This is a genomic window from Bacillus sp. FSL K6-1366 (assembly GCF_037976695.1).
GTDB lineage: Bacteria > Bacillota > Bacilli > Bacillales > Bacillaceae > Bacillus > Bacillus subtilis.
The window spans coordinates 2,392,963-2,406,399 of the sequence record NZ_CP150268.1; the positions used below are offsets into that span (position 1 = coordinate 2,392,963).

General features: G+C 44.9%; 12 protein-coding genes and 5 tRNA genes. 9 read left to right on the top strand and 8 right to left on the bottom strand.

The features are described from left to right. Window positions 1-140: 140 nt before the first annotated feature. The 8 genes from MHI44_RS12645 to MHI44_RS12680 all read right to left on the bottom strand — a co-directional run bounded on the left by MHI44_RS12645 (window position 141) and on the right by MHI44_RS12680 (window position 8,973). Window positions 141-1,385 carry an exo-beta-N-acetylmuramidase NamZ domain-containing protein gene (locus MHI44_RS12645; protein ID WP_339202020.1) on the bottom strand — a complete coding sequence of 415 codons (1,245 nt, stop codon included), beginning with the start codon at window positions 1,383-1,385 and terminating at the stop codon, window positions 141-143. Between the two features lie 13 nt (window positions 1,386-1,398). Then, window positions 1,399-3,327 (bottom strand): beta-N-acetylhexosaminidase, encoded by a 1,929-nt coding sequence (gene nagZ, locus MHI44_RS12650; RefSeq protein WP_339202022.1) that lies wholly within the window; start codon window positions 3,325-3,327, stop codon window positions 1,399-1,401. A gap of 27 nt (window positions 3,328-3,354) precedes the next feature. After that, a complete protein-coding gene (gene amiE / locus MHI44_RS12655) occupies window positions 3,355-4,680 on the bottom strand; it encodes an N-acetylmuramoyl-L-alanine amidase (protein ID WP_043858233.1) in 1,326 nt (441 codons plus the stop codon). 56 nt (window positions 4,681-4,736) lie between these two features. Further along, window positions 4,737-6,104: a PTS transporter subunit EIIC gene (locus MHI44_RS12660; protein WP_339202025.1), complete on the bottom strand. Its 1,368-nt coding sequence runs from the start codon at window positions 6,102-6,104 to the stop codon at window positions 4,737-4,739. A 25-nt stretch (window positions 6,105-6,129) separates the two neighbouring features. Next, window positions 6,130-6,981 carry a MurR/RpiR family transcriptional regulator gene (locus MHI44_RS12665; protein ID WP_029317271.1) on the bottom strand — a complete coding sequence of 284 codons (852 nt, stop codon included), beginning with the start codon at window positions 6,979-6,981 and terminating at the stop codon, window positions 6,130-6,132. A gap of 16 nt (window positions 6,982-6,997) precedes the next feature. Next, window positions 6,998-7,912 carry an N-acetylmuramic acid 6-phosphate etherase gene (gene murQ, locus MHI44_RS12670; protein ID WP_041850631.1) on the bottom strand — a complete coding sequence of 305 codons (915 nt, stop codon included), beginning with the start codon at window positions 7,910-7,912 and terminating at the stop codon, window positions 6,998-7,000. 110 nt (window positions 7,913-8,022) lie between these two features. Next, window positions 8,023-8,505, bottom strand: coding sequence for a GNAT family protein (locus MHI44_RS12675; protein WP_014475628.1), 483 nt, complete (start codon window positions 8,503-8,505; stop codon window positions 8,023-8,025). A gap of 12 nt (window positions 8,506-8,517) precedes the next feature. Beyond that, complete coding sequence (locus MHI44_RS12680) at window positions 8,518-8,973, bottom strand: DUF523 domain-containing protein (RefSeq protein WP_021481932.1); 456 nt, start codon at window positions 8,971-8,973, stop codon at window positions 8,518-8,520. Window positions 8,974-9,152: 179 nt separating this feature from the next. On the opposite strand from MHI44_RS12680, the gene MHI44_RS12685 reads away from it, so the two are divergent. From MHI44_RS12685 to cdaR, 9 genes are all read left to right on the top strand, one after another. Beyond that, window positions 9,153-9,227, top strand: a tRNA-Glu gene (locus tag MHI44_RS12685). A 3-nt stretch (window positions 9,228-9,230) separates the two neighbouring features. Then, window positions 9,231-9,306: transfer RNA gene (locus tag MHI44_RS12690), tRNA-Val, on the top strand. A 4-nt stretch (window positions 9,307-9,310) separates the two neighbouring features. Beyond that, window positions 9,311-9,383 (top strand) — tRNA-Thr (locus MHI44_RS12695). Between the two features lie 22 nt (window positions 9,384-9,405). Further along, window positions 9,406-9,490, top strand: a tRNA-Tyr gene (locus MHI44_RS12700). Between the two features lie 4 nt (window positions 9,491-9,494). Beyond that, window positions 9,495-9,566: transfer RNA gene (locus tag MHI44_RS12705), tRNA-Gln, on the top strand. Between the two features lie 230 nt (window positions 9,567-9,796). Then, entirely contained in the window at window positions 9,797-10,360 is a 564-nt protein-coding gene (gene sigW / locus MHI44_RS12710) for an RNA polymerase sigma factor SigW (protein ID WP_003223646.1), read from the top strand. Between the two features lie 13 nt (window positions 10,361-10,373). Continuing rightward, window positions 10,374-11,000 (top strand): anti-sigma-W factor RsiW, encoded by a 627-nt coding sequence (rsiW, locus tag MHI44_RS12715; RefSeq protein WP_029317269.1) that lies wholly within the window; start codon window positions 10,374-10,376, stop codon window positions 10,998-11,000. A gap of 160 nt (window positions 11,001-11,160) precedes the next feature. Next, complete coding sequence (gene cdaA / locus MHI44_RS12720) at window positions 11,161-11,982, top strand: diadenylate cyclase CdaA (protein WP_003223651.1); 822 nt, start codon at window positions 11,161-11,163, stop codon at window positions 11,980-11,982. Beyond that, complete coding sequence (gene cdaR / locus MHI44_RS12725) at window positions 11,975-13,429, top strand: CdaA regulatory protein CdaR (RefSeq protein ID WP_131227045.1); 1,455 nt, start codon at window positions 11,975-11,977, stop codon at window positions 13,427-13,429. Before cdaA ends, cdaR begins: the two co-directional genes overlap by 8 nt. The last annotated feature ends 8 nt before the right edge of the window (window positions 13,430-13,437 follow it).

The following is a 13,437-nucleotide window of genomic DNA, read 5'->3' on the forward strand; positions in this document are numbered from 1 at the left end:
AATTGTACCAAATAAATGAAAGTTTTCCTATATAAAGCGGGTGGGTTTTTAGCATGAAAAAAACCCTTACTTATGTGTAAAAGTAAGGGTCTTTCGTTCAGTAAGAATATGTTACACGTGTAACATACGATGCTTACGTTCTAATAAATGAGATACTTTTTTCTTGTTTTGCTGAATTGTTGGAGTGTTTTTTCATAGCTGTTTATGATGTCCTCAACCGAAGTTCCATTTTCAATTTTTGTCCTGATCCAGCCGTTGCCTGCCAGTTTATCGAATGAACCTGTTGACAGGAACTCAAAATCCTCAGGATAGAGATCGTGTATGGTTTTAATGACTGAAAGACCCGTTTTAACGGCTTCAAACTTATCTCTGTCTGTCACATAGAGCTGCACACCGTGGCAAAGCGTTCCTTGATGTTTAGAAAACGTCGGTGTGAAGGATGCTGCCCTAAATGTTACGCCCGGCAAATGGAGGCTGTTTAATGTTTCTTCAAGTTCTGTGCTTTTGATAAAGGGAGCTCCGATCAATTCGAATGGCTTTGTTGTCCCTCGCCCTTCGGATATATTTGTTCCTTCAATCAGCCCGGTTGCAGGATAAACAAATGTGCTTTCCACCGTCGGCATGTTAGGCGAAGGGAGGACGAAAGGCAATCGGGTATCGTCAAAATCCATTTTTCGTTTCCAATGTTTCATTTTTACCACTGTAAGATCGGCATCAATACTAAATTCTTTGTTGAACAGTAAAGCCAATTCGCCTATCGTCATCCCATGCTTCAATGGAATGGGATACAATCCGACAAATGAGGCGTATTCAGGTTCTAAGATTGGCCCTTCAATATGATTCCCGCCTTGAGGATTCGGACGGTCCAGCACCATAACTGGAATGCCGTTTTCTTTAGCGGCTTCCATTGCGTATGCCATTGTATAAATGTACGTGTAGAAACGGGTCCCGACATCCTGAATGTCAAACATTAGAATATCGACATTTTTCAGCATTTCTGGAGTCGGTTTTTTCGTTTTTCCGTAGAGGCTGTATACGGGAACCCCGGTTTTTTCGTCAATGTAAGAGCCTACTTCGTCTCCAGCCTGGGCGTCACCGCGGACGCCGTGTTCAGGGCCGAATAAAGCTGTCAGTTTGATATCCGGGTTCTCGTAAAGGATATCGACACTGCTTTTCAGAGATGCGTTTACTCCGGTTGGATTGGTGATCAGTCCGATGCGTTTTCCCTTGAGCTGTTTTTTATAGTCTGGCAAGAGCGTGTCTATCCCAGTCTGGACTTTAGGTTTTTTAGCCGTTTGATTCTTTGAATCGGGTGAAGCAAAGGCAGCGGTTATCGTTCCGAACATCATGAGCCCTGTCAGAAAAGCGAATATTGTTTTTCTCATGTGTCCCTCCTTATTAAAGCGGTCTTCCCGTTTTGATATTTAATCCGTAGCCAAATGGGTAAAGGGTGTTCCCTGGTTTCGTGACTGACGGAATGTCAACTGGAAGTGTGCCTTTAGGTTTTGCCTGGCCGAATATCGCCATCACTCCGGCCGGAATATTAGGTTGAAGATAACGGCCATTTGCGTATCCTTTAAAGCCATAGACTGCAATCAGTGCCTTTGCTTCTTCGAAATTGGCTGCATCATAGGGGTTGCGCAGGCTCATTAAGACAAATGGTTTGTTGTGCTGCAGTGCGGCTTTCATGACAGCTCTCGGAAACACGGTGGCCCATTTGCTTGAATCTGATATTGTGTCGTCGATGACACCGTCGTTGACGACAGGGTCATTTTTGACGACATAGGAGCCGGTTATGATATAATCAGCCTCTTTTACTTGTTTTTCATGCTCGGTCTTAAATACTTGGCTGGCAAAATTCATTTTGTCGACAGATACGGGTTTGATTTTCTTTCGCTTGATGAGATCGTGAATGGTTTGTTCGATTGAAGCAGTTTGTTCTTCGTAAGGTGCCACAATTAAGATGTGGCTGCCTTTTTTAGGCTTGAACGGCAAAGTGTGCTGTTCATTTTTTAATACAGTTACTGCTTTTTCAGCTATTTTTTTCTCTGCTTTCAGGTGCTGCTTGCTTCCTACGATTTTTTGGGCTTTGGCTATTTTTTCTTTTGTACTGTCGCTGTTTCGCGCTGGATACATGCCGCGTTTTATTTTCAGGGAAATGATTCTTTCAACTGATTTGTTGATTTGTTGTTCAGGAATATCCCCGTTTTTCACGGCTTCTTTCAAAGCTTGAATAACACGTGCGAATTTCTGTTCTTCTTTCATTGAAGTGACTGAGGCTGGCATTAATGCAATATCGACACCAGCTTTTACGGCCATGACCACAGCCTCCTCCTGTCCGAAATGATCTGCGATTGCCTTCATATTGAGTGCATCGGTAACGATCACACCATTAAAGCCCATTTCCTGACGAAGAAGACCTGTCATCACTTTTTTTGAAAGTGTAGCTGGAACCAGAATGTCCGATCCATCGAGTTTGCTTTTGTAAGTGGTGTCATCAAAGGCGGGAAACTGAACATGGGCTGTCATCACCATATCAGCACCAGCATCAATTGCTTTTTGAAAAGGATAAAGCTCGACCTCACGAAGCCGTTCTTGGCCATGGGAAACGAGCGGCAGTCCATAATGGCTGTCAACGTCCGTGTCTCCATGTCCCGGGAAATGTTTGAGGGCAGACGCGATATCCTGCCGCTGCAACCCTTTCATCGTGTATAAACCGAGGCGTGATGTCAGTTCTCGATTGGAGCTGAATGACCGTACGCCGATTACAGGATTATTAGGATTATTGTTAATGTCCACGACAGGGCTGAAATCTGTATTGATGCCTAAGGCAGAGAGCTCTTTCCCGATGATGCTGCCGGTCTGATACGCATTGATTCTGCTTCTGGCTGCGCCCAGCGCCATATTCCCTGGGAAATTAGTGCCCTCCCCTAACCTCGTTACAATGCCGCCTTCCTGATCAATACTCAGCATGAGCGGGATTTTTGGACTTGCCTTTTGGTAATCGTCTGTCAGCTGGACAGTTTGTTTTGTTGTTTTTACATTTTCTGCAAAAAGGATGATGCCTCCGAATTGATATTTCTTGACGAGGCTGGCGACTTCATCATTCATTTCTGTAAGGGCTTGCGGAGAGGACTCGCCTTCCTTTTGCCAATTTCTAAAATCAGGCATCAGCATCTGGCCGAGTTTTTCATCTAACGACATACGATTGACAATCTGATTGGCATCGATTGCACGTTTGGATGCAGAGGCTTCTGTCTGTCTGGCCCCGAAAAAGCATGAAAGAAAGAGAACGGCTGAAAGGATAAGCGGAAAGACAGGTCTCATAGAAACTTCCTCCTATCGTCTAATCATTCACTCCATCGCTTCGTAAATCGCGGTTATGACACTTCCATAACTGCCTGTTGCAAATTGATCACCCTCAAAGACGTTTGGATTTTCTTCCGGATCAATAACTGGTGTATGCTTTTTATTTGTTAACAATGCGATGCCTAAATTGTATGCTGGATCAATAATTGTAACTGTCCCCGTCCAGCCGGTATGCCCGTAAGCATTTTCGCTGGCATGAGGGCCAAACATCCATTCCATGCTTTTACTTCCGTTCCGCCTCCAGCCAAGAGCGAATGTCGGATCTGTTGCTGAAGGTGCTGTAAACAGGTCGGCTGTTTTCTGATCAAATAAAGAAATGTTTCGGTATGAACCTTTGTTTAACATGACTTGCAGCAGTATGGCCATATCATCTGCATTTGAGAACAATCCGGCATGCCCAGACACGCCACCCATTGAGTAAAACGCTTTTTCGTCATGCACCTCTCCTTGCAGCGAGTTTGTGCGGATGTTAGGGAATTGAATAACGCCGTCACGTGTATTGCCCATGCGTTCAGTAGCTGCGAACTGTTTCGGTTTAAAGCCCTTTTGCAGCGGATTGTACAAGGTATGCTTCAGCCTGAGCGGTTTGTAGAGCTCTTGCTCCGTGTAGACATCAAGCGGTTGACCGGTGAGTTTTTCGACAATACATCCGAGTAGCATATATCCAATGTCACTGTATACGTGCTTTGTCCCAGTTTGGTAATCGAGCGGAATTTTCGTCAAATATTCAATCGTTTTGTCCCGTTCCTGGGAATAGTACTTGCCGGCTTTTTCCGGCGTGTAAAAGTAAAAGCTTGATGGGAGCCCTGATTGGTGCTGGAGGACATCAATGACACGTATCTTGTCTTTTCCTTTTATGAGGTCACCCGGCTGATCCTTGAAACCCGGCAAATATGCAGAAACTTTTTCATAGACGTCAAGTTTTCCTTGGCTGACTAAGCGCTGCAATGCAAAATTTGTTGCGTACATTTTTGTATTTGAGGCTAAGTCAAACATCGTGCGGGTTTTCATTTTGGCCGGACGGCGCAGCAGTTCTGATCCTTCGTACTTTTTACTGTAGCCGTATGCTGCTTTTTTTATGATGCGTCCATCCTTCACCACCACAAGAACGGCGCCTGGAAATCCTGCTGCAATATCCCGTTCTATCATCTGATCTACCTTCCTTAGCTTCTTCGTCGAGAATTGTGCAGTTTCTGCATTTATGGTTTTCGGCTCAACCAAGTTGTCTGCTGTTTGTGCGAAGGTTTCATTTGGCGCAAATATCGATAGGGTTAAAATGGCACTGAATATGAACAGTGTCTTTGTTTTCACAGGCTAGCCCCTTTCTGTGCTTCTATCCCGTTTACTATCCCTAAAACAGAAACAATTTAATCGAACTGAGAAGGCATTTCATCTTTATATCCGAATGCATAGGTCAATAAAAAACCGGCCGCGTAGGAAATAAAGAGCCCAACGATATACAGGATGATTTGCGAAGGCAGGACTAGAAAAGATAGCGGCAGTCCGGAGACACCAATCGCAATGGTGGCTACTTGAAAATAAGCTTGAAAGGCGCCGCCGATTCCAGCTCCTAAACATGCTGTTAAAAACGGACGGCCGAGCGGCAGCGTGACTCCGAAAATAAGCGGTTCACCAATGCCGAGCAGTCCCGATGGAAGCCCGCCGGCGATTGCTTTCCTCAGTGTTGTTTTTTTCGTCTTCACGAAAACGGCAAAGGCCGCGCCTACCTGTCCTGCACCTCCCATAGCCAAAATAGGGAGCAGAGGATCATTGCCAATTGAATTGATCAGTTCCATGTGCACAGGCGTCAAGCCTTGATGCAGTCCGGTTACGACGAGAGGAAGGAAGGTTGCGCCCAGAATAAAGCCTGCAGCGATGCCGCCGATGTCCAGGATGGACAGTAGGCCGGATGTAATAGCATCAGAAATGAATCCGCCTAAAGGCATAAATACGACATACGTTACGATTCCGGTGATTAACAGTGAAACGGTGGGTGTGACAATGATATCAAGTGATTGAGGAATAAAACGGCGAATAAATTGTTCGGTGTAAGCAATGAATATGGCTGCGAAAAGGACGCCGATCAGACCTCCCCTGCCCGGGAGAAGCTCTTCTCCAAATAAACTGATTTTTGCGATCTCCGGATTGATAATCAAGATCCCGGCCAAAGCCCCAAGTGCGGGTGTCCCGCCAAATTCTTTCGAAGCGTTAATACCGACGAGAATGCCGAGATAAGTGAACAGCCCTGATCCAATGACTGTCAGGATAATCGCAATTTGTGAGTCTGCAGAGAGCCAGCCTGCTTGAATAATTGCTTTGGTAATCCCAGTAATTAAACCGGAAGCGACTAAAACGGGAATAAGAGGGATAAAAATGCTGGCAATTTTACGTAAGAAAAGTTTAAAAGGAGTGGCATTTTTCCGATTGATATCGGCTTTCTTTTTGGCGGCTGCTTCTTTGACATCGGCACCTTCTTCTGCTGACACGAGCTTTGAGAAAGCAGCTGTAACATGATTGACGACTCCTGTGCCGAGGATAATTTGTAAGGTTTCAGCTTCAACGACCCCCAATACGCCGTCAAGCTTTCTTAAACCCTGAGCATCTGCTTTGCTTTCATCGTAAGGCGTAATGCGCAGGCGTGTCATGCAATGCGTATATGAAGAAATATTGGATTTTCCTCCGCATAGCTCAAGGATTTTCTGTGCGAGATGATGGTAGTTATTTTCTTTGCTCATTAAAACCCCTCCCCTTCAAGATGCCTTATTTTTTTCTCATAGATTGGATGGCTGCTCTCGTTTTATCGATATAACCGGTTGTCGTTTCATACTGCTCAGCCGCCATGCCTAAAAACAAAACATCAATTATAAAAAGCTGGGCGAGGCGGGAGGAAGTGGCCGCACTTCGAATCAAGGCTTCATTGGAATGGGCTGTATATAATGGGACATCAGCCAGTGCGGAGACGGATGTCTGACTGAATTGTGTGAGGCTGATCGTTGTGATGCCTTTTTCCTTAGCCATGGCGAACAGTTCAATGATTTCCTGTGTCTCTCCTGAAAACGAGATGGCGAATACGATGTCGTCTTTATCTGCATTTGCGATTAAAGATGCCACAAGATGAGTGTCTGTAAACGCGGTTGCTTGTTTATGAATGCGAAGCCACTTTTGCTGGGCGTCCTTGGCGACAATGCCGGAAGCCCCGAGGCCGATAAAATGCACGGTATGAGCTTTGAGAAGCATAGAAACCGCTCGCTCAAGCTCTTTGTAGTCCATCAGGTCTGAAGTATCCTGAATGGCTTGAATGGCATTGCCGGCCGTTTTTTCGGAAATGGAGGGCAGCGGCTCGTGGGGAACAATATCCCGGTAGCCCTGAAAAGTAGGCTTTGCCAGATCGCCCGCTACTCTCATTTTTAAATCTTGAAATCCTTTCAAACCGAGTGATTTGCAGAGCCTGATGACGGCAGCGTCACTTGAATTGGCTAAGGCGCTGATTTCGTTGACCGTGCTTTCGATTGCTTTGTGGGGATGGGCTAGGATATAATCTGCAAGTTTGCGCTCGGATGGAGGGAGCTTATGCTTCATTGATTGGATGATCGCTAAACCGCCTGTGGCCATTCTAGTTCTCTCCTTATCATGGATGGTAATGTTCGATTGCTTTGTCAATGAAACCGTTTGCTTCATCGAGTAATGTCTGTGCTTGTTTCTGATCTGTGCTTGTTTTGAGCATGACGATTGCTGTTTTGACGTGATGATCGGCTTGTTCCAGAGTGTATCTGGCTGTGTCGTATGAAGCGTTTGTAAGGCTTTGGATGATGCTGATGGCGCGTTCTTTTAGTTTTTTGTTGCTGACGTTGACGTCTACCATCAAGTTTTCGTAAACCTTGCCGATTTTGACCATTACAGCGGTAGATATCATGTTTAGAATCATTTTATGAGCGGTTGCGGCTTTCATACGTGTTGATCCTGTAATGGCCTCAGGTCCGACGACAACCTCAATGCTGTGATCCGCATCCTTGCTGATGGCGGAGTTTTCATTGCAAGTAAGGGCGATGGTGTGTGCTCCGACTTTTCGGGCGTATCTTAGGGCGCCTGCGGCGTACGGTGTGCGGCCGCTTGCTGCGATGGCAATGACGGTGTCATTTGAAGTGAGCTGTATGTTTCTTAAATCTTCAGCTCCTGCTTCTTCACTGTCTTCAATGCCCTCTGCTGCCTGTAAAAAGGCTTTGGGGCCTCCAGCCATGATTCCGATGACCTGATCAGGGCTTACGCTGTAGGTGGGAGGACATTCAACAGCATCCATGACGCCGAGTCTGCCGCTTGTGCCGGCGCCTGTATATATGAGCCGGCCTCCATTTTGAAACGATTCATATGCGCAGTCTACAGCTGTTTTGATGTCGGGGAGAACCTCCTGAACGGCTGCAGCGACTTTCATATCTTCGTTGTTGATCATTTTAAGGATGCCGAGAGTGTTTGCTTTGTGGATTTCAACTGTTTGACTATTGCGTGATTCCGTTGTAAGACGGTGAAGGTTTAATGGTTCTGACATGAGGATGCCCCCCTGTTTTAAAATGATATATCTCAATATTCAGTATATTCATTGCTGTTATGATATTTCAACTATGTTTTTAAATTTTTGAAATTTTATTTCACTCAAGACTATAAGAAATGATGAAGGATCAACTGTTCTCCAAGCGGGCCGATTCTTCGCCGTCCTTTATCAAGGAACCCGCTTTTCATATAAAGGTGTTTTGCGCGTATGTTCAGATGATTGACGGCCAAGATGATTTCGTCGCACCATGGAAAATATCCGCTCACAAAAGCGGGAAGCAAAAGCATGGCTTTTTTCGCATAGCCTTTTCCGTGATGCACAGCGTTTAAAGACAGGGAGCTGAGCAGTAAAGCAAATGGATTGTTAGAATAAGAAGCAAGCGTTTCTTTTGATGCATGTAAAATGAAAAAACCGACTGGAAGGTCGTCTTTTAAGATGACAACCGGATATCGGTCCTGTATGCCCAAAGCCTGAGACAGCACCTCTTTCGGGAGGGAGGTAAAGCGTTTGTCATCGTTGGTGAGCGTGAATGATTGAAGCTCGGGCAAGTGTTCAGGCTTATAGAAGGATAAAGAAATGTCTTGAGTCATGGGGTGGCCTCCTTACAATATGTCGTCAAGCTCGTTTTCCGAAATGACGCGGTAGCCCGCTTGTTTTAACAGTGCGGCGGTTACTCCGCTGCCGGTGATTTTTTTGCCAGAGAATGTGCCGTTATAGATAAAACCGCTTCCGCAAGATGGACTGTTTTCTTTTAATATGACGGCAGAAGCGTTGATTTCTTTTGCGTAAGCCAATGTTTTCGCGGCGCCTTCCATATATAGCTCTGTGACGTCTTCTCCTGAAGCTGTCACGATTTTCGCTGTTCCATTGAGGACATCCTCGCCAGTGCCTCCTATGATTTCTGCGGGTTCGCGTGGGGTAGAGAAGCCGCCGAGAAGTTCAGGGCAAGCCATGACTGCTTTCTTTTCATCGACTAGTTTTCTGATTTTCTCCGACGCTGCGTGAGAGCCGTTATATCTGCATTCAATGCCTCCAAGGCAAGAACTGACTAGAATCATATTGGTTTCTCCTCTCTTGCTTTGCTTGTCTCTATCATAAAATAAATGGCTTTAGTTGGGAGGCTTTTTCAGTTAAAAAAGGAGTTAAAAAGTTTGAAAATAAAAAATTTAATTTTTCTCTTTACAAACAGGGGGTGACCTGTATATAATAACTTTTGTCAGCTCGACGAGAACACAACGGCCCGTTGGTCAAGCGGTTAAGACACCGCCCTTTCACGGCGGTAACACGGGTTCGAATCCCGTACGGGTCACCATTTGGAGGATTAGCTCAGCTGGGAGAGCATCTGCCTTACAAGCAGAGGGTCGGCGGTTCGAGCCCGTCATCCTCCACCATCTTGCCGGTGTAGCTCAATTGGTAGAGCAACTGACTTGTAATCAGTAGGTTGGGGGTTCAAGTCCTCTTGCCGGCACTGTTTTTTCAAAATTTTATGTGGAGGGGTAGCGAAGTGGCTAAACGCGGCGGACTGTAAATCCGCTCCCTCAGGGTTCGGCAGTTCGAATCTGCCCCCCTCCACCATTATTGGGCTATAGCCAAGCGGTAAGGCAACGGACTTTGACTCCGTCATGCGTTGGTTCGAATCCAGCTAGCCCAGTCACAGACACCTTTGATCAAAAGGTGTCTTTTTTCTTTTCGGAAAAATCATTCCAACTTCTAACTGTTCAGTCTGTATAATAATTTTAAAAATATGTTAAGGTAGTTTATTCACGAATTACCATCTACACCCTGCCAAAAATTTGATAAACTTATTTTATAAAAAAATTGAAACCTTTTGAAACGAAGCTCGTATACATACAGACCGGTGAAGGCAGAGGTTAGATAAATATGGAAATGATGATTAAAAAAAGAATTAAACAAGTCAAAAAAGGCGACCAGGATGCATTTGCGGACATCGTAGATATTTACAAAGATAAAATTTATCAGCTTTGCTACCGTATGCTTGGCAATGTGCATGAGGCGGAGGATATTGCACAGGAAGCTTTCATCAGAGCGTACGTTAATATCGACAGTTTTGATATTAACCGGAAATTTTCAACTTGGCTTTATCGAATCGCGACCAATTTGACCATTGACCGCATTCGCAAAAAGAAGCCGGATTATTACCTCGATGCAGAGGTGGCTGGTACGGAAGGCTTGACCATGTATTCTCAAATCGCCGCAGATGGTGTTTTGCCTGAAGATGCAGTTGTGTCGCTGGAGCTCTCAAACACGATACAGCAGAAAATTTTAAAGCTTCCTGACAAATACAGAACAGTCATCGTATTAAAGTATATTGACGAACTCTCATTAATTGAAATCGGGGAGATTCTAAACATTCCTGTGGGGACTGTGAAAACGCGGATTCACAGAGGCAGAGAGGCTCTTAGAAAACAATTAAGGGATCTTTAAGTGGGGTGATGAAATGAGCTGTCCTGAACAAATTGTGCAGCTTATGCATATGCATCTTGATGGAGATATCCTTCCAAAAGATGAACACGTATTAAATGAACATCTGGAGACATGCGAGAAATGCAGAAAGCATTTTTACGAGATGGAGAAATCCATAGCGCTCGTACGGAGCACATCGCATGTCGAAGCCCCCGCGGATTTTACCGCTAATGTCATGGCAAAATTGCCTAAGGAGAAGAAAAGAGCTTCTGTAAAAAGATGGTTCAGATCCCATCCCGTTATCGCAGCTGCTGCGGTATTCATCATTTTGATGGGCGGGGGTTTTTTTAACAGCTGGCATAATGACCACAATTTCAGCGTGTCCAAGCAGCCGAATCTTGTGGTTCATAACCATACTGTGACCGTGCCAGAAGGTGAGACGGTCAAAGGTGATGTCACTGTCAAAAACGGCAAGCTGATTATTAAAGGCAAAATAGACGGGGATGTAACCGTCGTAAACGGAGAAAAATATATGGCCTCTGCTGGACAAGTCACCGGTCAGATTGAAGAAATCAATCAATTATTCGATTGGACATGGTACAAGATGAAGTCTGCGGGGAAAAGTGTACTCGATGCATTCAGTCCGAACGGAGAAGAGTAAAGCGCGTTAGCCGCTTTGCTCTTTTTTTGCGGGCTGAGAGGGCTGGCACATTTCACTTGCTAAATCGAAATGTGGTATAATGGGCTCGCTATGTAAAGTACATATGCGTAACACGTAAAACACAAAATACGAAATGACTGAAATCTTGGAGGACGAGGAAATGGCTTTTGAGGATATCCCTTTTTTGCAGTACCTCGGCAATGCCGTTGATATTCTCCTTGTTTGGTATGTGATATATAAATTGATTATGGTGATACGCGGCACGAAAGCGGTTCAGCTGTTAAAAGGAATTGTAGTCATCGTGCTTGTTCGTATGGCCAGCCAATATTTGGGCCTCAGCACACTTCAATGGCTGATGGACCAAGCGATAACATGGGGATTTTTAGCAATTATTATTATTTTTCAGCCTGAGCTGAGAAGAGCGCTTGAACAGCTAGGCCGCGGCCGCTTTTTTTCGAGGAGCGGCACGCCTGTTGAAGAAGCGCAGCAGAAAACGATTGAGGCCATTACAAAAGCGATCAATTATATGGCGAAACGCCGTATAGGCGCCCTGCTGACCATTGAGCGGGATACTGGAATGGGGGATTATATTGAGACCGGCATACCACTAAATGCCAAAGTCAGCTCTGAGCTGCTGATCAATATTTTTATTCCAAACACCCCGCTTCATGACGGTGCGGTGATTATGAAAAATAATGAAATTGCCGCAGCCGCCTGTTATCTGCCGCTTTCTGAGAGCCCGTTTATTTCAAAAGAACTGGGCACGCGGCACAGAGCGGCTGTCGGTATCAGTGAAGTAACAGACAGTTTGACGATTATTGTGTCTGAAGAGACCGGCGGCGTCAGTGTGGCAAAGAACGGCGACCTTCACAGAGAGCTTACGGAAGAAGCGCTGAAAGAAATGCTTGAAGCCGAGTTTAAGAAAAACACCAGAGACACTTCTTCTAACCGCTGGTATTGGAGGGGCAAGAAAAATGGATAAATTCTTAAACAACCGCTGGGCTGTGAAAATCATTGCTCTGCTTTTCGCGCTCTTGCTTTATGTGGCGGTTAACAGCAACCAAGCACCGACTCCGAAAAAACCGGGTGAATCTTTCTTTCCGACATCAACAACTGATGAAGCAACTCTGACTGATATTCCGGTTAAAGCGTATTATGATGATGAAAATTACGTCGTGACGGGTGTTCCGCAAACAGTTAATGTCACGATAAAAGGCTCGACAAGCGCCGTGAAAAAGGCTCGGCAGACCAAAAACTTTGAAATATATGCTGATATGGAACATTTGAAAACCGGCACACATAAGGTTGAGCTTAAGGCCAAAAACGTGTCGGATGGGCTGACAATCTCAATTAATCCGTCTGTTACGACAGTGACCATTCAGGAACGGACGACCAAAAGTTTTCCCGTAGAAGTGGAGTACTACAACAAAAGCAAGATGAAAAAAGGCTATTCTCCGGAGCAGCCGATTGTCAGTCCGAAAAATGTGCAGATTACCGGATCGAAAAATGTCATCGATAATATTTCTCTTGTAAAAGCTTCAGTGAATTTGGAAAACGCAGATGAAACGATTGAAAAGGAAGCGAAAGTGACTGTCTATGATAAAGACGGAAACGCGCTTCCTGTCGACGTGGAGCCCTCGGTCATCAAGATTACCGTTCCGGTGACAAGCCCGAGTAAAAAAGTGCCCTTTAAAATTGAACGGACAGGAAGCCTTCCTGACGGTGTCAGCATAGCGAATATTGAATCCAGCCCCAGTGAGGTAACGGTTTACGGCTCACAGGATGTGTTGGATTCTCTTGAATTTATTGACGGCGTCAGCTTAGATTTAAGTAAAATTAACAAGGATTCCGATATCGAGGCAGATATTCCGCTTCCTGACGGTGTCAAAAAAATCTCACCGTCAAAGGTGACTTTGCATATAGAAGTCGATAGTGAAGCGGATCAGAAGTTCGAGAATGTCCCTATCAAGACTGTAGGGCTGAGCAGCTCACAAAACATTGAATTTCTTGATCCTGAATCACAAGCGATAGATGTAACGGCTAAAGGCTCTCCCACGAATATAAAAAAGCTGAAAAAATCAGATATTGAATTGTATGTGAATGTTTCAGATTTAGAGGACGGGGAGCATAGCGTGAAGCTTGAAGTGAACGGGCCACAGAATGTAACTTGGTCCTTGGGGCGGAAAAACGCCAAAATCAAGCTGACGTCTAAGAAAAGCAATACATCAACGAATGATAACAGCAGCAATACATCAGGGAACCAGGATGACACAGATAAACAAACAAATGATCAAAAGAACAATCAGCAAGAAGATACAAAGAACACTGATAAAAACAACAACGATCAAAACCAAGACGAAAATAAAGATCAAAACCAAGATCAGGATGAGGATGAATCCACTGCGAATTCACAATCCTCATCGGAATAAAAAAGGAG

Excerpts from the sequence above, each read along its gene's own strand:
- nagZ (WP_339202022.1), bottom strand. The coding sequence starts at position 3,327 with ATGAGACCTGTCTTTCCGCTTATCCTTTCAGCCGTTCTCTTTCTTTCA.
- rsiW (WP_029317269.1), top strand. The coding sequence starts at position 10,374 with ATGAGCTGTCCTGAACAAATTGTGCAGCTTATGCATATGCATCTTGAT.
- MHI44_RS12665 (WP_029317271.1), bottom strand. The coding sequence starts at position 6,981 with ATGGCCACAGGCGGTTTAGCGATCATCCAATCAATGAAGCATAAGCTC.
- MHI44_RS12675 (WP_014475628.1), bottom strand. The coding sequence starts at position 8,505 with ATGACTCAAGACATTTCTTTATCCTTCTATAAGCCTGAACACTTGCCC.
- MHI44_RS12680 (WP_021481932.1), bottom strand. The coding sequence starts at position 8,973 with ATGATTCTAGTCAGTTCTTGCCTTGGAGGCATTGAATGCAGATATAAC.
- cdaR (WP_131227045.1), top strand. The coding sequence starts at position 11,975 with ATGGATAAATTCTTAAACAACCGCTGGGCTGTGAAAATCATTGCTCTG.
- murQ (WP_041850631.1), bottom strand. The coding sequence starts at position 7,912 with ATGTCAGAACCATTAAACCTTCACCGTCTTACAACGGAATCACGCAAT.
- sigW (WP_003223646.1), top strand. The coding sequence starts at position 9,797 with ATGGAAATGATGATTAAAAAAAGAATTAAACAAGTCAAAAAAGGCGAC.
- cdaA (WP_003223651.1), top strand. The coding sequence starts at position 11,161 with ATGGCTTTTGAGGATATCCCTTTTTTGCAGTACCTCGGCAATGCCGTT.
- MHI44_RS12645 (WP_339202020.1), bottom strand. The coding sequence starts at position 1,385 with ATGAGAAAAACAATATTCGCTTTTCTGACAGGGCTCATGATGTTCGGA.
- MHI44_RS12660 (WP_339202025.1), bottom strand. The coding sequence starts at position 6,104 with ATGAGCAAAGAAAATAACTACCATCATCTCGCACAGAAAATCCTTGAG.